We start from the raw sequence: 19,914 nt of genomic DNA on the forward strand, positions 1-19,914 counted from the left end.
GAGCAGTCCTGAGTAGGATGCATGGGTTTTATGATAATCGGAGAAAAAATGAAAGAAGCAGTAGAGTGTACTCCTTATTTATCATCCCTTCAGAGCTGTAATCTAATTGCTAGACAAGAATATATGATCGTTCAAGATTACTTTGAGCGCTGCGATACCGTTATTAAGACGCTGAGCACAAAACTGCAAGAGGTAATTGAACATGGGAGTAAGACACTATCTTCATACAAGATGGTAGAAGATGGCTTGACCAATATGCTGCAGGAACTTGAGGGCGACTATAAGAAGTTGCTTTCGAAAAGAAGCGCCAACCTCGCCAAGCAGAAAAAAAGTCTTGATTGTTTCAACGTCATGCTTTTTGGCCGAACTATGGCTGGCAAGAGCACTATTCGTGAGGCAATCACCCGAGGGGATGGACAGACCATTGGTAAAGGAGCACAAAGAACAACACGCGACGTCAAAGAGTACGAATGGAATAACTTGAGAATCATCGACACTCCGGGCTTTGGAGCTTACAACGGTCAAGAAGATACAGAAGTTGCCCATGAGATCCTTGAACAGTCAGATGTCGTGCTCTTCATGCTCAATAGCGACAGTATTCAGGAATCAACCTTTGTTGAGCTTGAGCATGTTCACAAGCTTAACAAACCCTTGATCTTCATATTGAATATGAAAAAAGATCTGGAGAATGACGGTAACCGGCGACGTGCCCTGAAAAGTCCAGAGAAATATATTTTCAAAGAAGAAGATATCCAGGCCCATGCCGACCGACTAAAGAATCTTGCCGGTCGTGCAGGTATGAATCCGAGCACAGTCCAAATCATCCCAATTCATGCCCAAGCAGCATTCCTGGCAACCACAGTTTCAGGGGAAGAAGGTCTACAATTACATGAATTGAGCCGAATCGATAATGTTCTTAGTGCACTAATTGGTGAAGTTGAAGGTAACGGGCCGATCCGAAGGATCCAGACATTTCTCGATTCGAGCCTCCACCATATTGATGAACAAAGCCTGCTCATCCTCAATCAAAGGGATCGACTTAACAAGCTCTTGCCACAATATGAAAGTAGCTTCACTCGTATATCTCACTGGAAAGTGAAAACTCTTCGTGATGCACCCCGGATGCTCTCAAAGGAAGTAGATGCTGCTTTTAAACCACTAATCGACTCTGTAGCAGATTTTGTTGATGACCACATTGAGGACGAGAATGCAGCAGGAGCTTGGGAGCGTCATTACAAAAGCTTAGAAATAACAAAAAATTTAGAGCGATCGGTACAATCTTTGGCAGAGCAGGTGGTAGATGAGCTTCAAGATTATAATCGAGAACTGAACGAGGGCTTGGATATTAGCTTGTCTTTCGAGGTTGCCCACGATGGCAAGAGCTTCAGCGAATCTGACTTCAAGCGTATAAATGGTTGGGGTTCTGCAATGGCAGGTATTTTAAGCGCGATTGCCTTTTTTAACTCATGGAATCCAGTAGGCTGGTCAGCCGTTGCTGTTGGTATAGTTTTCTCAATATTTTCTTTTTTTTCTGATAGCCGTGCTAAAAAGCTAAAAGTGGCCAAGTCTGAACAACGTCAGACTTTGCTAAAGGATATAGAGAAAAGTAAGCGAAAAATAAAAGCGGATTTAGAAAGCTGGTTCGAAACCAATCTCCATCTGGCAAATATTTTACCTACAGAGAACAACCTGTCTCTTCTTTGCCAGGCGCTTAGTAGGTTTATAAGAGAGCTTGATGATACTGATAAACAGCTCCTTATATTGAAGCACGAGATAAACTCGCGAACATTGCATCGAGTCGCTTATGTTATCACAAAGCAACATTTCTCCTTTCCACGAATAATAAAAATAGTGAGGCTTCCAGGATATGCTTGCTACTTCATGATTTCAGATTATTTTCGGAATACTGAGCTTTTAAAAGCCATGAGCAGTGCTATGAGAGAGACAATTCTTGTTATATATAACACAAGTCTGGATAAGAAAGTTGCTCATCTTTACAAAGGGCTCGTAGAAAAAATTGAGGTTTCCGAGCCAGATAAAGTCACACTGTTCGCTCAGAAAAAATATGTTAGCAAAATTATCGGAAAAGAACATCGCAGAATAAAAATGGTGGCAGCCTTATGTTCCTGTGAAATCAAACTTATTGCCATTTAAGGGGCGAATTATGAGCGAGCTTGTTTACAATATTCTCAAAGAGAAGATCGAAATCCTTTACCAGCGCTCTGGCGGTCTATGGAATGCTAATAATTTAGAAAGCTCTGAAACAGATTTTGCGACTGATGTAGCACCGTTGAATATTGTTTTTGCTGGTCAGTACAGCGCAGGTAAATCTTCTCTTATTAAGATGCTGACAGGTATTGAAAGTATTAAGGTAGGTGCTGGAGTAACAACAGATATGGTCACTCAGTATCAGTATAAATCGTTAAACATTTGGGATACTCCAGGGATTCATGCTGGCGAGTGTGAGCAGCACGATGCCACAGCGCTTGAAGCCATAGCCCAAGCAGATCTTCTGGTCTACGTAATTACTAATGAACTATTTGACGATGTCGTAGGTGCGGCCTTCCGCAACCTCTGTTTTAACCAGGGGCGCGCAAAGGAAATGATGATTGTTATCAACAAATTTGAAAGTGACTCGGCCGACAAAGAGACCAAGATCATGGGCATCACCCAAGTCCTTGAGCCCAAAATTCCTGAGGACTTTCCCATCGTCTTCACTGACGCACAGTCATTCTTCGATTCATTAGATGAGGATGACGAGCAAGATCGACAAGAGCTATTACTTCTTTCCAATTGTGATGGGGTTTCCAAAGCTATTGACGAGTTTGTTGCGCAGCGTGGCCTATATTCTAGATTGACTACGCCACTGCAGCAGCTTCAAATACACTTGGAATCCAAAATTGACGTACTGACTATTTCTGACCCACTGCAACAGGGCTTGGTTAGCTTGCTCACTCAGAACAAACGCGTTTTCCAAGCTAACAGACGGGACCTAATTAAAAAGGTCGGTGCAAATCTAGATAAGCTGAATGGCCAAATTGTTGAGCTAGGAAACCGGCTTGCCGATGCTCTTGGGGGAGAGAAAGAAGAATTTGAAAAATTGCAGGATAATTCGATTCTCGAATGTGAGCGGCTGATAAAAGCTGCATTGGAAGATATACAGATCACTGCAGACGAATGTCTTTCAGATCTTGAAACCGAGCTAGTCGAGTTGGCAAACACACCTGCTAGCTTGAAGATTAATGAAGCTCTGGAAGCTGCAAAAAAATTCAGTCCTGAAGCCGAGACTGGGAATGTAAGCAGCGTCTCCAAGGATGGCCCATTAAAGCTTAACAATACTCTTAGCCAGAGTATGACGAAGTCTGCAGAGAAGGGATTTTCATTTCTTGCAAAAAGCGCTGTGGGTGATGCATCTAAGACAGGTCTCAAATCCGTTTCAGGCAGTACACTGCATACTGCAGTAAAAGAGATTGGTGGATTCTTCGGTCACAAGTTTAAGGCTTGGGATGCAGTGAAAATAGCGGATAAAATAGGAAAGGGAGCAAAATTTCTAGGCCCAGCCATGGCGATCTTCGGGGTTGGTATGCAAATAGTTGACGACTATCAACAGTCTGAACATGAAAAAGAGATCATTAAAATTAAGCGTGACATCCGTAAGAATTATAAAGAGCACAGCAATACTGTTAAGAAGAGTATTGACGCGCAATTCGATAAACTATTAACTATCGGCTTTGACCAGGCGATCGACAATATAGACGAGGCTCTATTTGAAATAAGAGATCAGGCTAGCAAGAAATCAGATGCTGCTAATTCGCTACGAGCACAACTAGAAGATGTGATCAACCTTCGCGAAGAAATACAATCATTATATTGAACATAATTGCAGAGGATTGCCCTGCTAACCAAGCGCTGCTGTCGGACAAGTTCTCCGATGCGCTTCAAATTTAACGTAGAGTGCCTGCAGCCGGCCACAAGATTGCCGCAGTGTGGCGGGTTTCACAGGCACGTCTTGGTTGCAAGTCCAGTAACTGCGGGTGGTGTTCCAGATTCGTTTAGTAATGTTTCGATGATGCAGCGGCTTACCGGCGCCGTTGCAAAACACATGTTCATACTGGCCGGTAACTTCTTTTTGCGCTAGCTAATAGTGCAGTCAATTCCAGTTTAGACAGGGTTGCTGAGCGAATCAGACATGTCTACTCCTCAGATTCAAACCTTCTCAAACAGATCTTCCACTTTGCAATTAAACAAATCACACAGCTTTTCCATGGTTTCAAAGTCCACTCGAACTGCAGTTTCTTTGTATAGCAAAGTAATAGTATTGCGGTTAAGCCCGGTTTCACGGGCAACATCAACCACCTTTAATTTGTGCTCACCCATTAGTCTGGCTAAGTGACACTTAATCAAAATACACCTCAAATATCAAAATGCCATCTAAAATGGCAAAAAATGTTTGCAAATGTCATTTCTCGATGCTAAATTGCATTTAGGATGACATTTTGAGCTTTAGAATGTGATTCTGTTATCTAGACTAATTCAACATTGGAATTAATGCTATGAAAAACACAGCAACTTACCTCACTACCGATGAGCTATCTGAGCTCATCAAATATGACCCCAGGACAATCCGCGAAACGCTGAAAGATCGCGTCTTGTTAGAAGGAGTCCATTACATACGTCCTTTCGGCGGACGCAAAATTTTGTATATCTGGGAAGCCATTCAGAAAGACATCGGCAAACCACAAAACTCGATGTTAATTCCGATGGCGAATGGGGGGCACGCTCATGGCTAGTATCCGTAAACGAGAGGGTTCGCCTAACCTGTTGATTGACTTTAAATACATGGGCACACGCTGTCGCGAGCAGACAGCCTTGCCAGATACGGGGGCTAATCGCAAAACGCTGGAAAAACTTATCCAGAAAATTGAAGCAGAAATTTTGCTTGGCTCTTTTGTGTATAGCAATTATTTCCCTAGCAGCAAAATGGTTGCTCGGTTTGAGAAACAGCAACAACGTTTATTGGCTGGTAACCGGGCGACCAGGCTGCCAACTTTCGCAGAGTTTGCCAATATCTGGCTGGATGAAATGCAGGTTAGCTGGCGCGTGTCATACGAAAAAACGATGCGGTTAATAATTCAGAACCGCCTGAACCCATATTTTGGGGCAATGGAGGTCGACCACATCACCAAGGCTGATTTGATCCAATTCCGCGCCACACTCGGCAAAGTTCGTCGCGAAAACGGAGAGCAGATTTCAGCAGGTTATATTAACCGTCATCTGAAGGTTATCCAGATGATCCTTTGCGAAGCAGCCGACCGGTATCAGTTTACTGCGCCAGTGCGTTTAAAACCATTGAAAATGAAAAAAAGTGATGTGGATCCCTTTACCCTGGATGAGGTGGAACGCTTCCTGATTCAGGTTCCCGCAGCGTTTGTTGATTACTACATTGTGCGATTTTTTACCGGGATGCGCACCGGCGAAATCGATGGCTTGAAGTGGCGCTTTGTTGATTTCGACCGGGGTATCATTTTGGTGCGTGAAACCTGGGTTGGGGGTAGGGCGGAGTACACCAAAAATGACGGCTCTCAGCGTGAAATTATTATGTCGCAACCAGTGCGGGAATCACTGGAGCGGCAATTTGGGGCAACAGGGAAAGGTGAATTTGTATTTGCGACCCGCAACGGTACGCCATATAACCATCGCAATATTACTCAGCGGATATGGTATCCCACGTTAAAAGCCTGCGGACTTCGCGAGCGGGTTCCATATCAGACCCGACATACCGCTGCCACGCTCTGGCTGGGGGCGGGTGAAAACCCGGAATGGATTGCCCGGCAAATGGGCCATACCACGACAGAGATGCTGTTTCGGGTATATAGCCGCTTTGTGCCTAACTTAACTCGACAAGATGGTAGTGCCTTTGAAAGTCTCTTACTAAAATACTTAAAGCAGGGGGCCGCATGATTAATGTTGATACTTTACCTGCCATTCAGCAAATTCAGGCTGAGCGTGATTTAAGTCGGTTAGTCCGTAACCACACTGAAGTATTGTTATCGGTGTTTGAAATTGCTCCAGAGGGAACCGGGCTTATTTCGTTGTTTGGTAGTGGCATGGAATTCACAAATAAGGAAGCGCTGCGAGTATGGGTTCGAAAAACACTGCTGGATCACTCGCACTACGTAAGTTTGCCAACGCTACGTGATATGCTAGAGAAAAAGCTGATGTCTTTCTCAAAGGATTGGCTGTAAATTTGAGCTTAGTTGCCAGGGGAGTAGGTTTGTCATTTACTCCCTTTATTGCTCGGTCTTTGAAGGCCAAACCCAAATAGGTCAGAGTGTTGAAGCAGATTAGTAGGGAGATTCGGTATGTATATTTCTACACAAGTGATAGGTGCTATTTTTCTGGTATTGACCATCGCAACCTTGCTGATAGGCCTTTATTTAGTTAAGCATTATAACAATAAACACTGAGCGCATTTATTGCTCTTCCACAAAACCCGGTCAGTGAGCCTCGATTATTTACCCGGAACTTCATGAACTTCAATACAACGGAAAGTTAGATGCTTGAGCAAAATGCAGTTAACGTCACTGCTATCTTTATATTGTTTCAGTTTTTCTTTACCTGCCTGTTTTTTAGAGAAAAACACTGTGGAGTTAAAGGGATAAGTTCATTTGTGTTATCAGCGCTTATGCTGCTTCTGACGTCCATATTCACATTGATATATGCCAACACTCTGAACGAGTTTTACGCGATAGCTTTGATCGTCAGTTTTTCATCAATTTACTACTTCGTCATTCGCTCTTTTACAGAATTACTCAGTATCCGGACTAAACGCAAAACAGAGCGATATTATTTTCTCTTTGCTGTGGCTATCTCAATCGGGACATTGATTTTAACTGATGAAGTTGTCTACGGAATAAGTATTGGCATCTTAGCGTCTGCGGTAATCCCTTTGGTTTATCTGCTTAGACTAATTTCAAACAAAGTACGCTATTTAGATATTTTAGCAGAGCGTACGTTTTTATCTCACTGTATCAGTTTGATTTTAATAGGTTACCTCTTACTCCTCATTGTTATTTTTGTCAAAAAAGTTTTGCCAATTGGGATTTTGCAGTATTTGTCACTTGAACTAACTGAATCAGTGAATACAGCAAGCCTGTTTTGGGGGTTATGTGCACACATTTCATTGCTGATTGCGTTTCTAATTGTCATATATAAATTCAAGCAAGACGAACTTAAAAAGGTTGGTGAAACTGATTATCTAACTGGGGTTTACAATAGAAAGGCGTTTTTCGAGAGAGTGTCTGGCATTCACGATAGCAATGATACATACCTTATTTTGATCGATGCGGATTTTTTTAAAAAGATTAACGATCATTATGGACACATTGCTGGCGATGAAGCACTCAAACATATAGCAAAAGTTTTACAAGGTAATATTTCTAAAAGCGACTTGTTGGCCCGATATGGTGGTGAAGAATTTATTATTGCTGTAATAAATACTGACGAAAAGAAACTTAGAGTGATGGTTGAACGTTTACGTGCTCAAATGGAGAGCTCTCCTCTCGTTTTCAATGAGATCACCATACAAATCACTCTGAGTATTGGAGTTTCTAAATTCAGCAAACAGGATATTCTACAGGATATTGAACAAGCAGATAACATGCTATACCAAGCAAAAGCAAACGGACGAAATCAGGCGGTGTACAGCCTTACCTAGAGCAGAACGATTAAAATACTTTTTAACGCTGCTTCGCTTCTGAACCGTTTAGTTCATATTCAGGTTGCTAATGTCGTTTGACATTTCCACTCGCTCATTAAATAACGAGAATATTGACGCGCTGACGATTAATACCGCGCATAGCATATACAGTGTCAGGTTTCCCGTGGTGACAGCAGAAAAGAAACAGGGTAATAAAATAGCTAGCCAGACATAGAAAAATATTCTTGGATTAACGCGATATTTCATCGTTAATTTGGTTGTGCAATGCATACAACTAAAAGTTTTTTCTGGTGTTATATACAATAGCTTCTTGAAAAAAACATGGTTCAGACACTTTGGGCAATTCAAATGCTTTAAATTCATCTTTACGTTATTAGGTCGGTTTCCAGTCAGCGAATCTTATAACGCAACGGCAGTTATTGTAACTGATAACTTAGAAATGCCTTCGTCTTCTTACTTTGTCGCAATGATCAGCATTACATCATTGTGATGCTCTTCCGAACCGCCAGCAGAATAAGCGTCATAATGTACCTCAGTAAGCCGGTTTTTGGAAATCTGAGATTGATTAAATCCCCTTGCGATGAGTGAAGCTGTAGCCTGAGCAATTGCATCATCACTGCTGTTACCTGCCATATTAATAACTTTTATTTCCATTCTCATGGTATCTTTCTCCTATTTAAATGTCTCATTAACCAGAACATCAAATGGAGGCTCTTGACCATCCCGTGGGCTGACGTTAGCTAATCTTGTGACAATTGCTTTGATTTCGGTTTCTGTAGTCGCAGTTTCTAAATTTTTGGCCGAGCCAAGCCCCGGATATTTTTTAGTCAGCTCTTTAGAAACGGCGGTAACTTTCTCTTGGTTAACTGTTCCACTTGGTGCAAGCTTTTTCATAACCTCCTCGATAAGTACTTCTTTCCTATTTTGATTCTTTACTGCCATTTCTAATAGTTGCTTACTTTCTTCTGCACTTATATTCAGTTCATCCATTAGGTATTGCTGTGGGCTTTTTTGGGAAACTTCATTTCCACTTTGTATAGTTACAAGTGATGCCCCTCCTTCCTTAGCCAAGAGTTGCGCTGCCAATCCCGTAGCAAAGTATTGCGCAATACCACCAGATGCTTTACTTGAACCGTCAATGGAGGGGGCCCCGCCGGTATTAGATGGTTGGGGTGTTACATTTGTTTTTCCTTCCCCGCCAAACTCAGCACCAAAAGACGCCAATACAGAGTATGCATCTCGAGTTTCGGTTGAGTTAAATAAGCATGTCGCACCACTGCAGTCATTTGGTATCAGTTCTCCGTTAGAACTTTTTAAATTCGCTAACAACGGCAGCCAAACGGCCTCAGTGCGTTTGTAGCCTACAGTTAACTCAGGTGTTTGAGTTGTCGACGAGGTGCTTAGATCTATTGCGAACTTAGTTGAAGTGCCAAAGACCAACGTGTTGCTGTGCTCTGGCATTGAAGAGCATCCAGCGATTGCGACTGAAAAAACTAGCATTACTTTTCTTAATAGGGTGCTAAAGCTAGGCATATCTGCTCTCCTGGTAATTGTTCAAAGGTGTTTTTATAGTAATTAAAATTACTTTCGGTACTGGTTACCAAAAGAAGTTTGCAGTGATTGCCAGCTGCGACAACTGAGGATTTTCTATAACCAATTCCATTAATCTCGCCAAATCCGACTCCTATGAAACTATTTGAATAAGCCTTAACGTCTTGATTATTTGAGTAAGTTAGCGATTGTGTGAGGGTCGTTAAACCCACCTGAATTGATTCTTTCTGAAGAGGTAAATAGGGTTGGGGATTGACGAGAGAATCTTCTTTGTTTAATTGGCACAGCTTTCCGATGTCTAATCTGCTGATAAGCCTTACAACACTCTCGTGGTCTGTATTTTCACTGGTTAAAATTAGAGCCCGACAGCCTAGATGAATTTCACCTTTTTTATTTTTTTTATACCCAATCGTCAAATTACCGTCACTAAAAAAGCCAAGCATTGAAGCGTCTCTTAGGTCGATATAGTTTTGCTCTGGCTGACTTGATAGAACTTTCATGATACCAAAGTGGTTTACGTAAAGGCGGCCTTCAGAGTCGATACTTGACCTTGCAGTGCACCCTGAAAGAACTAAACCAAGCAGGATAAATGCAAAAACATGGAGCGTCCAAGAACGAGCGGAAATTAAAATATGGAACTGTGGATTATGCATTTGCCATCCCTAAGCAACGATTTAATTCTCTAATTCGCAACTCTTTCCGGAACAGCAAAAACCGGGTCATTTTTAAAATTAGTCTTATTTTAATTTTACGCAAGCGACATAAGTAAATATTGTAATAACAATGGTTAATTTATGATGATCGATAAGGATCATATTTCAAAAGCAGATCCATTGGATTGAGGCATGGATCGCCATTAGCTCCCCTGGCTCAGCTATTATGAGCCTCTACCACTAGCAGATCAGCTAAAAGAAGCTAATCTTAACCAGATTGTTAAATGTCTATGAGATTAGGTGAGGCCAAGTATGGAACTTGAAATTGGCGAAAGAGCCACTCTGATAATTGCATCCGGTCTAGTAATTACCTTCAAGTTAGTAGTTTTACTGTTGGCATATAAGACCATTAAGTTAGGTTATGATTTGTTACTTAGAGGTGTTAAAGGTGAGTTTCAGTTTTCAAGTGATATCGGCGGCCATAAAGCAGACCTGAGAAGTGCTTCACCCGGACTATTATTTGTGTTGCTTGGGTGCGCAGTCATGTATGTCTCTATAATAGAAAAATACCCTCAGGAGGTACTTAAAACTACTGAACAACGAAATGTTGAGGCTACAAATATTGAAAAGCCACCTTTAAAAAACAGCGACTGGAGCTTGGAGTGATGAAGATTACTTTAAAAATAATTCTTTTTTACTTAATAATTTGCTCAAGCTGTGCAACAGCAATTGAAGATGAAGATCAATACCAGAAGAATTTCCGTATTGGAATTGCCCTCTATAGTTCACGTGATTTTGAACAAGCAGATATTTTTTTTAGAAAGAGCTTCGCATTCAAGGAGCACTCTAAGACAGCTTACTTTATATCAGATTCTAATTTTGAGCTTGAAAGGCTTGTAGAGGCTAAAAAATTCGCAAAACTCGCCTTAAATAAACTTGAACCTGCTCTTGAAGATGACAAAAAAAAGTATTTAAAAGAACTTATGTCGAAAATTGATGACATTGCAATAAGTAATTATAAAAGCTTAACATCAACGACAAGATATAGGTTTATGATGTCGCATCAGAACCAAACTCCCTTAGATTCGTTGTCAAAACAAGCAATTCGTGAAATAAATGAAAAGAAAATTTCAGAGGCAAAGGAGTTGCTACTGAAATTAGGTATTGATCCTGTTGAGTTCGACAATCCATTTTCAATGCCTATACATGACAAGTGCGATCCAAATTATTCAGGTGTGAGAACACCAGAGATGATAAGTAATTGTCTAACTGAATTGTATCAATAAGCTAAATGACTGATTTTAGACACTCCTTGAAGATAGGCGTAAGCCTATCGCCTAATCAAAGGGTGTCCGTTGTAACGGAAACTATTACATAGCGACCCGTTTTGGCTATAATTGACAGACAACAAATCAAGAGCTCGCAACCATGCCTTATTGCCACACCGCATTTCAAATTGTGAAGCCAGAGCAGGTTGAAAGCCTGTTAACAGCTTTTGCTCAAGAGTGCTTCATCGGCGGGCATGCTGCTTATCAGCTAGACGATGGCAGTTTCTCGATTGACGCAGGGGAAAATGATGTTAGGGCTATCTATGATGAAGACAATACAGCCATAAAATTCTTCTGCCGCTACAAACGTGACATGAGATTTTACGATAACAAACTACAGACCTTTGCTGCCAAGCACGGAATTGATACAACACTCACTTGTTTACAACTTAATTCGAACAGCGGGGTGACTATATTGTGACCAAACAACTTGATGTTCTGGCCGTGGCTCAAGAAGTTGAGCGAGACTGTCAATCTGGCAAATTAAGCCGAGAGTTGCTAGGTCAGGGGCAAACACTATATGGTAAGAGTATTCAATATCCTGATTATCTCCAACGTATCACTCCTGATGGCAAAAAATCACTGGGTCACTGGCGAAGTGGTGTATTTGAAGAAGTAATAAGTCTGCTTTGAAACAAAGCTCGCCAGTGCAGTTTACACTGCGTGCTGGATGATTTGACGGTCGGAGAATTTGCTAAAGGATAGGAAAATCCTTGTGAAATTAAGCTCGAATAGAGCAGTGAGCGTCTGTTATCTTTTGCAGATTCATCAAGCCATTTATCCAGGCCTTCCTTAAGATGCGTATAGAGAGTTCAATGTAGATAAGACTGGCTCATGCCGAGGTACTTTGCGTTTTGATCTCACTAAAGACACGTTGTTCCATATTGATGACTAGGCGGTTTGTACGCTTGGCCCTCCCAGCTTAGATTGACACCATAAACAGCAAATATAACCCAAATCTGACACCATATTCGCTAGGTCTGCGGCGATATTGGAATTGACTCTTTCCTCGCGCTAACCTTTTTCGTTGCCGCGAGATGTCTGACCCTTTGTTCGCGACAAAATCAATCGCGAGATATCCTTCTGGGGCATACTCTTTATCCGTACGGTTATCCCTGAACGGCGTTTGCCAGCTATCCAGTAACCAGCTTTGCCACTGAAATTCGCGCTGTTCAGAATTAAGTGGTGCTCGTGAAACCAGCGTAAAGCGCATTCTTTGGGTCACAGCAAACGCTTTTTTGAAAACATGCATGGCATTGATAAAGCGATGCAATGACGTTACATCATAAAATCGAAAATGTGGCCAGATAACCGAGCAGGAAGTTACAGCGTAGTGGGCGGCCCACAAAATGTCGGCCTGCTCTTGTTCCGTCAATTGATTAAACTCTTTAGCCATGCGAAGGGCGATATTAAGGCTTTTGGCGCTAGCAGGTGGAGCAGGCAGCTTTGCGATAGCAGGGATGTTCATTCTGGTTTTGTCTTTGTAGATAAACCGTTTGTGATTGCGTGGGCGTTTTTTGTGTTCGAATTGTGATGTTTCATTAAACTGTTGACTGAAAAAATATGCTGCGTTACCACAAGCGAGTTTTAAACGACTGAGCTCGATGTTTGCCTCTTCTGCACATATCTCTTTGGGGATGCCATAGTTAATAGACCGAATTAAAGCACGATAAATATCCAGCTCCAGCACCTGATGGTTAACGAATAAATCCAAAGAGCCCGGACGGCGAGACGTTGTTTTTTGCCAATGTTCTAGCTGTATTGGGGCACACTGTTTTAACAATTTCCGTGCAGCGTAGCCTGCCATGCCCTGGTATGCCGGAACAGGGTTTGTTGTTTCGATACGAGCACGGGTTGCTGTGCGCACATCCACACCTGCAAGTACAGCTTCAGCATCACGGCTTATAATAGGTGTACTGTTATTTAATTCCATCCAGATAAGCCAGCTCGCACTATGAATGTAGTGAAATAGTGTCATGCCCGGCCCGGCATGACCGATCATGGCACTAATGGTGTGAAGCACTTTCCTGGTGGGTTGCCTTTCAGTAAGGTGTAAAAGTACTGACTTGGCTTTTTTCAGATGCACAAATTCAGGGGCGCTTTTTAGTGTGTCGATTGGCGGCGGGTACTCATCATATGGTTTTTCCTGCCAGTTCCATAGCATCCAGGTGGCAAATGAATGACGCAGATGATGAAAACGGAAACTATCATCTCCGGTAATACGTTTTAACAACATTGTTAGTGGTTCAAATAGTAATCCTTCTGGTACTAACGGCCGACCAGAGGAGCCTAATGGCGGTTGATCACCAAAATAAAATAAGTAAGGTGAGTGCTCGGTACCGAACTTTTGCCTTGTCTTGAGGTATTCAAAAAAAATAACCTTTTCCGCATCATTCAATAGTAACCCGAAAGGAATGCGCCGCTCCGCTGAAGTTGTCTTAAGAGAGCGCTGCTCATGCGGCGTGATATAAAGTGTTGCGTAGTCAGAGAGCCTATCTGATTTTGCATTTGTCGGGATTTCAATATCCTGCAGGCGCAAAAAGTATACTTCGCGCCGTCGCAGCCCGCAGCGAAAACCTAATATTAAAAGTAATATTACTGCTCTTGTTTGTAAATAACTGAGTCCTGACTGCTGCTCTGTACTGTTAAGTAAAAAGTCACAAGCGTGACGATATTCCCAAGGCATTAGAATATTGGCGTCAACCGTTAGTGCTTCAAGTCGCTGGCTTTTGGCAATGTATTGTTGAAACAGATGACAGGGTGATACCTGATATGTCATCTCCAGATAGATATGAAAATCCCTTAAAATACGGGCCCGTTTAGTTTGGGAAATTAAGCTGGTTCCTTCATCTATAACTTGCGTGTAAAGCTCTGATAGTTCATCGGGGGCGATATTGATCGGATTACGCTCAGCAAATGCCAACATCAAAGGGTTGGCAATGGTATCCAGATAGCTGGCTAAGGTGCTTGGAGATAGCTTACCTGACCAGCGGCTTTGTGATGTCAGGCGAACACTGGCCCAATGCAGCAGATAATGCAAACAAGGGGGTAAATAGGTGCTCGCTTTTAGTTTTGTTTGAATCTCCCCAGCCACGTTTGAGTGCAGTTGTTGACGGGATTGGTTTGATTTAGCTGGATCCCTTTTTAGTTGTCGTAAGAGAGCTTTAATCTCTTTTAAGCATGCCTGTGTCTGTCGATGATCGTACTGACGAGTATGGGACGCATAATCAAGCGGAGCAACATTCAACATTTTGTTGCTTTCATCGGGTGTGACGGATGTTTTGATTAGATCCAGTGGTGGCGATTGCTGGCTTATTAGCCGGTAAAATACCTGTGGTTTGAGCGTCAGGTTAGGTTGTGCCCCTGTCAAGATCGCCAATGAAAACGGTGAAATTTCCAGGCTGAGTCTGCTGTTGATCGCCTGCACCAGCCAGCTAAACCGTAATTTCGTTTTCAGTTTAAGCTTGGCACCTTGCAAATAGGTATGAAGGCATTTTAGCGTATCCAGCTCAGAAGATTTCTGTTCATGCTCCTGTTCGGAATACCAATGATTGATCAATTGAACCGTCATGTTATCCGGTTGCCAGATATGTGTTTCACCGGCAGCACCTTGCAGTTCAAACCAGAGCAGCTTTTTATAACACTGAGGTTGACCACTGAGTAGTAAAGTTTTGAGGCTGTTCAGGTAATCTTTTCGTAGCAGTCCACCATAGCGCATCGCACTGTAGAGTAGCCTGCCCAGATAAAATCGATACTGATCCTGGCTCTCCGTAAGGTTGCTATGAAAGAAGTCATCTAGCTTTTCAATAATGTGAATGTCGCTTAGGCTGCCTTGTTTTGCGGGTGGCGAGGGGCGCTTTAATTTAACCGGAGCCCGGATAGAGAACGATGCTGGATAAGCTGAACGATGAGCGGCAATATAATAATTTAGCTGCTCCACCAGATTAACTCCGGTGTCTTTAAAGCGTTGGCTCTGTTGTGTGTGCAGTAACTGCCAGAAAAGGTCGTTGTATTGCTGCTGCGTTAGGACCACAACTTCAGTGTCACTAAAGAACTGGTTGTTAAGACGCTGCAGCCGCAGCTGAATTTCTTCGTGCAACTCAAAGATATTCATGTGAATAGCCCTGCAATTGTCTTAATACCTAGCAGACGTGCAAACTCTGCCATATGCGGAACCAATTGCGTCCTGATATCCCGCATCGACAAAGTGGAATAGGTTCCCCAGTACTGTTCACCAATATTGGCGTGTCCCAGTGCAACATCGATGATCTCGTGTGATACACACTGCTCTTCCAAATAATTGCGCAACAGGCGCCGGTTCAGGTTAGGTGGCAGATTGATATAATGGTTTAACACCCGCTGATAGAGCAATGGCTGGAAGCGCTGCGGCTTGCCATTGACCTCGATGTAGAACAGTGTTGGTAAGGACGCCGGTTTGATATTTGTGCGCAACAATCGACTTTTTATGATCATGAGATGGCGTTCGTAGGCGCTAATCAACTCCAGTACCGTTTTGCATAGAGGAATGTGGCGGGTATTAAATTCATCTTCACGCGCTTTTTCTTTACGAATAAACACCCCGGCGGAGACAACCAGCTGTTCACGCTGTACTAGTGGTGTGGTAATGGGCCTCATGCCTGTCAGCAGTGACTGGCAAAATACCTGATAGGTTACATAAAGATTATGAAAATCAATCCACTTACCTGGCTCGGTTAACTTAGTCTGTAAGCGTGATAGGTCATATTGAATTTTCGTAATCGCTGCAGTAATTTGGTTCATTTCAGGGCGATATCGAGCACCAATCCAACCGTAAGATTCGGCAGGTGCTGCAGTGCTGGCTTTTCTTTCTACAGATGTAGCCAGAATATCCAACAATATCTTATAACGTTGCTGTAGGAGAGAGGTATGAAGCGAGGTGTAATAGCTTCGCGCCATGCTGCCCGGCGGCTCTCTATTAAATAAAAGTGCGGTTGTAGCCTGACCGAACACCGCGCAACCGATCACGAGCAGGTAATTGCTGATTCGTCCTTTCGTTAACGTACCTGGGCCAATGTCAGCTATATATTTGCTGAAATCATCTGACAAAATATTGGTTTTATTACATGGTTTTTCTGGTGTTTGAGACGGCGGCTTTAATTTTGCGAGCTTATCAAATTTAAATCTACAGAGTTCTGTAGCCGGCAATCGAAGCAGATTGGCGGCTTTTTGTGCCTCTGAAAAATCTCCCGTGGTTTTGTAGTTGAGGTTAAGAGCTGGAATGATCCAGCTATGGGTGCTGTACTCGTAGCCTATTTGAACCGGGGTGTCGTTATCATTAAACCTGGTAGCGAATAATACTTCTCGCGCACGCTCAAAGGGTGACGCAGTATAAAGCATGGTCAACAGGATTAGCTGTTTTATCAGGGTCTCCATGCTGATATTGACATGTTCATTGATAATAGCATCCAATATCAGTTGATATTCGTGGTGCGACAGCATTTGCAGTGACAAAGGTAGGTAATTGTTTTGGCGCGTTATACGATTAAGAATAGCGCTAGATACTCGTTTGCCATGAAATGCCTGGACATAAGACTCCAGTGGCTGCGATGTTTGAAATATGTAGACGTCCCCGACTTCCTGCTCCTGTTCGTCCTCGCCAGAATATAAGGCTTCGTAATCCACGGGCTCGGATGGACTTCCCCACAGTGCGTAAATTAGATCTTCGTCATCATGGATATCAGGGAGTGTCAGTTTAACTAGCATCTCACCCGTCAGGGCTGTATAGCCATCAATTTCAGGAGACTTATTTTGTCTTGAGCCTCCGTGCCGGCTCTTTACATTGTGACGTTTTTTTTCTATTCCCAAACCAAGTTGAAAAATTTGGATAAGAGTATTGAGCCGCGACAATAGCCGTGTTTTATTCTCATACACCTCGCTCTCAAGTAGTAAAGACAGTTGTTGGAGGAGTCGGATTATTTTTGATAATGAGTTGTACTTTTCACCCCTGATGTAGCCATACCAATCTGTTATAATGCTTTCCGTACTGAATTCTCGGAAAATTTCACATATCTGACGTTTTTCATACTCTTTTAAAAAAACATCAGGATTCTTAGCTGTTTGCTGTTCGATTAACGCAGGAAAAAACAGCAAAATCTGTTGCAAAGCATTGTAAAACGGTTGATTTTTATCACTGTTCATAAACAGCAAAACATAAATTGGATGCTTGGAAAGATAGCCCTGCATGGCTTTTTTGACATTAGTTTCCATCGGTCGGAAGAATTTAATCTTGTCTCGATGTAGCTGCAGTTTTTCGAGCAAGAAATATGCTGATGAACGGTATTTCATTGCTCGCTGAACTAATTTGGTATGTGGTGCGACGTCTCTGATGAGGGGTAATTCTAATGCCGCAGTAATGTTTTCGAGTACAGCGCCTAGGTAAATCAGGTCATCAGGTGCATCAATAAAGTCGAGAAAATCGACCAACTCCTCAGCATCTTTCCCTGTAATATTTATCAGCGCTAAAGAGCTAATCAGACGTTTTTTTCTGTCCACGGATACGCCTGATCGATTTAAGTTTTGGGAAAAGAAGTGATGCTCTGTGGCTAAATGACAGAGCTAAAGTCTGTAATTGCTGTACATATTTTGGCCCCAGAGAATGCATGATAGGGGAGCCGGCAATATCAATAATCGCGATATCCGAGAGTTCCTCCGATGCCAGACTTGTATGCAGAATGCAGGTGATTTGAGCTCCTTCGGATAGCCTTAAACATGCTAATTCATAACTCCTGAAACCTGCAATCACATACAGTTTGCCTTCTAGTTTGACAACATGAATAGGATGGATAACCAGTAAACAGTGAAGCGCAGGCTCCGAGTAGTCGTCCGGAGCTGATGCATAAATGAGGTTTGCAGTTGTCGCCACTGCGTTTTGGATAGCAGGATGTATGGCCTGAATATCGTTAAGGCGGACATCTATTAGCGAGCTGTTCTTTTTCTTTTTCGAATGGGTCATTTAGTAGTCATAATGGTAGCATTGAGTACAAGTGTCAAAAATATGATGTATTCAATGTGACACAAATTAAAATTTTTGTCTCGAATTTATGGTTTTAATAGGGGTTTATAGTCGGCTTTGGTAAAATGAATTTCCTTGCTGCAAGCCTTGATTTATATGAAATATAGCTTAAAATAAGGTATTAGGGGTAAGCATATTTTATAGAATGTCTTCATCCTCCGGAGGCAGAGGTCCCGCGTTCGAACACCAAAACATCAAAACCACCTTAGGGTGGTTTTCGTGTTTTTAGCACCTCGAAGGATGAGAACCTTTGTTCGACAAAACGGCAGGAGAGCCGTTTTGGACGTTGCTTTAGCAACGCCCGCAGGGCAAGGTACAGGAGGTACCGAGTCAATCCTCTCGGGTGCACCAATTAAAGCAAGCGCTGGCTGTACCTCCGCATCCCGTCAAAGATCGGCTCTGATATAAATGTCGGAAACCCCGTTGGCAATTCGCTTATAACCTTGTGGATCACTGACTCTGTCATACTTCCCATTTCATGCAGTATCCGCTCCATGCCCGATAATGGAAAGCCGACTTCATTAGCGGTGTTGAAAAAGTGTTTAGGGCCGATCAACCTGCATTCTGTTTTTCTTCCTTTGGAGCCTTTTAATGACATTGCCAAGCGTAAGTCTTTTTCGTGTAAACCTTTTTTAGAGATTGCAGGGAATGCGGACAAGATATCGTATAGCGGTGTTAGCCGATATAGATCTTGCCGTTCAGTTAAAATAAAAAAATTTTTCGCATGGCCATCGGTTACCAGCCCTCCTGCCATTTACTTTGGTCTGGTTCTGCAGATTTATCGCGGGGGGAGATATCCAGCTGTAGCTCTAATGCGGTAAGGATTTTGAAAAATGTGGCTAACTTGCAGGATTCAGGTTTGTTCTCAAAATCAGAAATCGTCGCGACCCGAAGACCGACCAGCTGAGCGATCTCTGCTTGCGTAACACCGTGCTTTTTGCGATATGCTTTTATCAGGGTGCTAAGTTGTTCTGGACGAGTGATCTGCATCAAACACACTCCACCTTATTAGATGTACTTTGTTATGAATATATACGCCTTACCGTAATTTTTGTCAATATACGCTGAAGCGTAAGTTGCATCCATATACGCTATAGCGTAATAAAAGAAGTTGAGCTTGGTGGTTCATGGCTTTAACATAGTGAGCATTTATAGCAGTTCAAATGCCAAAAACTATCTGAAAAGTGTCAGGGGCGCTTTTGAACAGCTTCAGCTGGCCCACCGGGGCGAGTATCAGGATGATACGAGTAACTAAGTCGGGAACGATTTTGAACAGCTTCAGCTGGCCCGCCAGGGTGAGGGCAGGACAGCCCGAATAATCCTCTCGGGTACAGCAACTAAATCACGGCTTAAGCTGAAAAGCAGGTTTTTTTTTATGCTCGGTGACCAAATGGTGACCAAGCTGTGACCGGAAGCACTTTTTCCTTGCTAAAGACAAGTATAAAACTGATCTTTGCTCTCTGTTCGGATTATTGATGAGGCTTATCAAAATCGCAGAAGTCATGAACAAAACAAGTATGGCTCATTCGACTATTTATAAATACATTGCTTTGGATTTGTTCCCCCGCCCTGTCAAAATTGGTAATTGAGTAATATATGTGTAGTCAACAC

The 19,914-nt window shown here is 42.6% G+C and carries 20 protein-coding genes; 11 read left to right on the top strand and 9 right to left on the bottom strand.

The features are described 5' to 3' along the window. Window positions 1-48 precede the first annotated feature (48 nt). A complete protein-coding gene (locus CRO03_RS15840; protein ID WP_097112723.1) occupies window positions 49-2,154 on the top strand; it encodes a GTPase in 2,106 nt (701 codons plus the stop codon). A 10-nt stretch (window positions 2,155-2,164) separates the two neighbouring features. Then, window positions 2,165-3,874, top strand: a complete 1,710-nt coding sequence (locus CRO03_RS15845) for a GTPase domain-containing protein (RefSeq protein WP_097112615.1) — start codon at window positions 2,165-2,167, stop codon at window positions 3,872-3,874. 332 nt (window positions 3,875-4,206) lie between these two features. Here the strand turns inward: CRO03_RS15845 and CRO03_RS15850 are convergent, their stop codons facing one another. Then, on the bottom strand, window positions 4,207-4,404 hold the full coding sequence (locus tag CRO03_RS15850; protein WP_097112616.1) for a helix-turn-helix domain-containing protein: 198 nt from the start codon (window positions 4,402-4,404) through the stop codon (window positions 4,207-4,209). A gap of 149 nt (window positions 4,405-4,553) precedes the next feature. Here CRO03_RS15850 and CRO03_RS15855 point away from each other — a divergent pair, with 149 nt between their 5' ends. The 4 genes from CRO03_RS15855 (at window position 4,554) to CRO03_RS15870 (ending at window position 7,717) form a co-directional block, all read left to right on the top strand. Beyond that, window positions 4,554-4,790, top strand: coding sequence for a hypothetical protein (locus tag CRO03_RS15855; RefSeq protein WP_097112617.1), 237 nt, complete (start codon window positions 4,554-4,556; stop codon window positions 4,788-4,790). Beyond that, a complete protein-coding gene (locus CRO03_RS15860) occupies window positions 4,783-5,961 on the top strand; it encodes a site-specific integrase (RefSeq protein ID WP_097112618.1) in 1,179 nt (392 codons plus the stop codon). The genes CRO03_RS15855 and CRO03_RS15860 overlap by 8 nt, the downstream gene beginning before the upstream one ends. Next, window positions 5,958-6,245 carry a hypothetical protein gene (locus tag CRO03_RS15865; RefSeq protein ID WP_097112619.1) on the top strand — a complete coding sequence of 96 codons (288 nt, stop codon included), beginning with the start codon at window positions 5,958-5,960 and terminating at the stop codon, window positions 6,243-6,245. Before CRO03_RS15860 ends, CRO03_RS15865 begins: the two co-directional genes overlap by 4 nt. A 311-nt stretch (window positions 6,246-6,556) precedes the next feature. Further along, window positions 6,557-7,717 carry a GGDEF domain-containing protein gene (locus CRO03_RS15870; protein ID WP_097112620.1) on the top strand — a complete coding sequence of 387 codons (1,161 nt, stop codon included), beginning with the start codon at window positions 6,557-6,559 and terminating at the stop codon, window positions 7,715-7,717. A gap of 456 nt (window positions 7,718-8,173) precedes the next feature. Here the strand turns inward: CRO03_RS15870 and CRO03_RS15875 are convergent, their stop codons facing one another. Genes CRO03_RS15875 through CRO03_RS15885 form a run of 3 tightly spaced genes read right to left on the bottom strand, consistent with a single transcriptional unit; the run spans window position 8,174 to window position 9,924 of the window. Then, a complete protein-coding gene (locus CRO03_RS15875; protein ID WP_141397759.1) occupies window positions 8,174-8,380 on the bottom strand; it encodes a hypothetical protein in 207 nt (68 codons plus the stop codon). A 12-nt stretch (window positions 8,381-8,392) separates the two neighbouring features. Then, window positions 8,393-9,253, bottom strand: a complete 861-nt coding sequence (locus tag CRO03_RS15880; RefSeq protein WP_097112622.1) for a hypothetical protein — start codon at window positions 9,251-9,253, stop codon at window positions 8,393-8,395. Then, a complete protein-coding gene (locus tag CRO03_RS15885; protein ID WP_097112623.1) occupies window positions 9,229-9,924 on the bottom strand; it encodes a hypothetical protein in 696 nt (231 codons plus the stop codon). Before CRO03_RS15885 ends, CRO03_RS15880 begins: the two co-directional genes overlap by 25 nt. Before the next feature lie 312 nt (window positions 9,925-10,236). Here CRO03_RS15885 and CRO03_RS15890 point away from each other — a divergent pair, with 312 nt between their 5' ends. The 4 genes from CRO03_RS15890 to CRO03_RS15905 all read left to right on the top strand — a co-directional run bounded on the left by CRO03_RS15890 (window position 10,237) and on the right by CRO03_RS15905 (window position 11,885). Next, window positions 10,237-10,590 carry a hypothetical protein gene (locus tag CRO03_RS15890; protein ID WP_097112624.1) on the top strand — a complete coding sequence of 118 codons (354 nt, stop codon included), beginning with the start codon at window positions 10,237-10,239 and terminating at the stop codon, window positions 10,588-10,590. Beyond that, window positions 10,590-11,210: a hypothetical protein gene (locus CRO03_RS15895; protein WP_097112625.1), complete on the top strand. Its 621-nt coding sequence runs from the start codon at window positions 10,590-10,592 to the stop codon at window positions 11,208-11,210. Before CRO03_RS15890 ends, CRO03_RS15895 begins: the two co-directional genes overlap by 1 nt. 172 nt (window positions 11,211-11,382) lie before the next feature. Beyond that, window positions 11,383-11,673 (top strand): hypothetical protein, encoded by a 291-nt coding sequence (locus tag CRO03_RS15900; protein WP_170949038.1) that lies wholly within the window; start codon window positions 11,383-11,385, stop codon window positions 11,671-11,673. Then, on the top strand, window positions 11,670-11,885 hold the full coding sequence (locus tag CRO03_RS15905; RefSeq protein ID WP_097112627.1) for a hypothetical protein: 216 nt from the start codon (window positions 11,670-11,672) through the stop codon (window positions 11,883-11,885). Before CRO03_RS15900 ends, CRO03_RS15905 begins: the two co-directional genes overlap by 4 nt. 289 nt (window positions 11,886-12,174) lie before the next feature. Here CRO03_RS15905 and CRO03_RS15910 read toward each other — a convergent pair whose 3' ends face one another. The 5 genes from CRO03_RS15910 to CRO03_RS15930 all read right to left on the bottom strand — a co-directional run bounded on the left by CRO03_RS15910 (window position 12,175) and on the right by CRO03_RS15930 (window position 19,293). Next, entirely contained in the window at window positions 12,175-15,366 is a 3,192-nt protein-coding gene (locus CRO03_RS15910) for a site-specific integrase (protein ID WP_097112628.1), read from the bottom strand. Then, on the bottom strand, window positions 15,363-17,783 hold the full coding sequence (locus tag CRO03_RS15915) for a hypothetical protein (protein WP_097112629.1): 2,421 nt from the start codon (window positions 17,781-17,783) through the stop codon (window positions 15,363-15,365). The genes CRO03_RS15910 and CRO03_RS15915 overlap by 4 nt, the downstream gene beginning before the upstream one ends. Continuing rightward, complete coding sequence (locus tag CRO03_RS15920; RefSeq protein ID WP_097112630.1) at window positions 17,758-18,243, bottom strand: hypothetical protein; 486 nt, start codon at window positions 18,241-18,243, stop codon at window positions 17,758-17,760. Before CRO03_RS15920 ends, CRO03_RS15915 begins: the two co-directional genes overlap by 26 nt. Before the next feature lie 412 nt (window positions 18,244-18,655). Further along, on the bottom strand, window positions 18,656-19,057 hold the full coding sequence (locus CRO03_RS15925) for a HipA domain-containing protein (RefSeq protein WP_212682439.1): 402 nt from the start codon (window positions 19,055-19,057) through the stop codon (window positions 18,656-18,658). Beyond that, on the bottom strand, window positions 19,039-19,293 hold the full coding sequence (locus CRO03_RS15930; RefSeq protein WP_097112631.1) for a helix-turn-helix domain-containing protein: 255 nt from the start codon (window positions 19,291-19,293) through the stop codon (window positions 19,039-19,041). The genes CRO03_RS15925 and CRO03_RS15930 overlap by 19 nt, the downstream gene beginning before the upstream one ends. A 485-nt stretch (window positions 19,294-19,778) precedes the next feature. Between CRO03_RS15930 and CRO03_RS18705 the strand changes: the two genes are divergently transcribed. Then, entirely contained in the window at window positions 19,779-19,892 is a 114-nt protein-coding gene (locus CRO03_RS18705; RefSeq protein ID WP_097112632.1) for an AlpA family phage regulatory protein, read from the top strand. Window positions 19,893-19,914: the final 22 nt, after the last annotated feature.

The organism is Arsukibacterium tuosuense, from assembly GCF_900215315.1.
Lineage (GTDB): Bacteria > Pseudomonadota > Gammaproteobacteria > Enterobacterales > Alteromonadaceae > Alishewanella > Alishewanella tuosuense.

Excerpts from the sequence above, each read along its gene's own strand:
- CRO03_RS15840 (WP_097112723.1), top strand. The coding sequence starts at position 49 with ATGAAAGAAGCAGTAGAGTGTACTCCTTATTTATCATCCCTTCAGAGC.
- CRO03_RS15845 (WP_097112615.1), top strand. The coding sequence starts at position 2,165 with ATGAGCGAGCTTGTTTACAATATTCTCAAAGAGAAGATCGAAATCCTT.
- CRO03_RS15855 (WP_097112617.1), top strand. The coding sequence starts at position 4,554 with ATGAAAAACACAGCAACTTACCTCACTACCGATGAGCTATCTGAGCTC.
- CRO03_RS15860 (WP_097112618.1), top strand. The coding sequence starts at position 4,783 with ATGGCTAGTATCCGTAAACGAGAGGGTTCGCCTAACCTGTTGATTGAC.
- CRO03_RS15865 (WP_097112619.1), top strand. The coding sequence starts at position 5,958 with ATGATTAATGTTGATACTTTACCTGCCATTCAGCAAATTCAGGCTGAG.
- CRO03_RS15870 (WP_097112620.1), top strand. The coding sequence starts at position 6,557 with ATGCTTGAGCAAAATGCAGTTAACGTCACTGCTATCTTTATATTGTTT.
- CRO03_RS15875 (WP_141397759.1), bottom strand. The coding sequence starts at position 8,380 with ATGAGAATGGAAATAAAAGTTATTAATATGGCAGGTAACAGCAGTGAT.
- CRO03_RS15880 (WP_097112622.1), bottom strand. The coding sequence starts at position 9,253 with ATGCCTAGCTTTAGCACCCTATTAAGAAAAGTAATGCTAGTTTTTTCA.
- CRO03_RS15885 (WP_097112623.1), bottom strand. The coding sequence starts at position 9,924 with ATGCATAATCCACAGTTCCATATTTTAATTTCCGCTCGTTCTTGGACG.
- CRO03_RS15890 (WP_097112624.1), top strand. The coding sequence starts at position 10,237 with ATGGAACTTGAAATTGGCGAAAGAGCCACTCTGATAATTGCATCCGGT.
- CRO03_RS15895 (WP_097112625.1), top strand. The coding sequence starts at position 10,590 with ATGAAGATTACTTTAAAAATAATTCTTTTTTACTTAATAATTTGCTCA.
- CRO03_RS15910 (WP_097112628.1), bottom strand. The coding sequence starts at position 15,366 with ATGAATATCTTTGAGTTGCACGAAGAAATTCAGCTGCGGCTGCAGCGT.
- CRO03_RS15920 (WP_097112630.1), bottom strand. The coding sequence starts at position 18,243 with ATGACCCATTCGAAAAAGAAAAAGAACAGCTCGCTAATAGATGTCCGC.
- CRO03_RS15925 (WP_212682439.1), bottom strand. The coding sequence starts at position 19,057 with ATGGCAGGAGGGCTGGTAACCGATGGCCATGCGAAAAATTTTTTTATT.
- CRO03_RS15930 (WP_097112631.1), bottom strand. The coding sequence starts at position 19,293 with ATGCAGATCACTCGTCCAGAACAACTTAGCACCCTGATAAAAGCATAT.
- CRO03_RS18705 (WP_097112632.1), top strand. The coding sequence starts at position 19,779 with ATGAGGCTTATCAAAATCGCAGAAGTCATGAACAAAACAAGTATGGCT.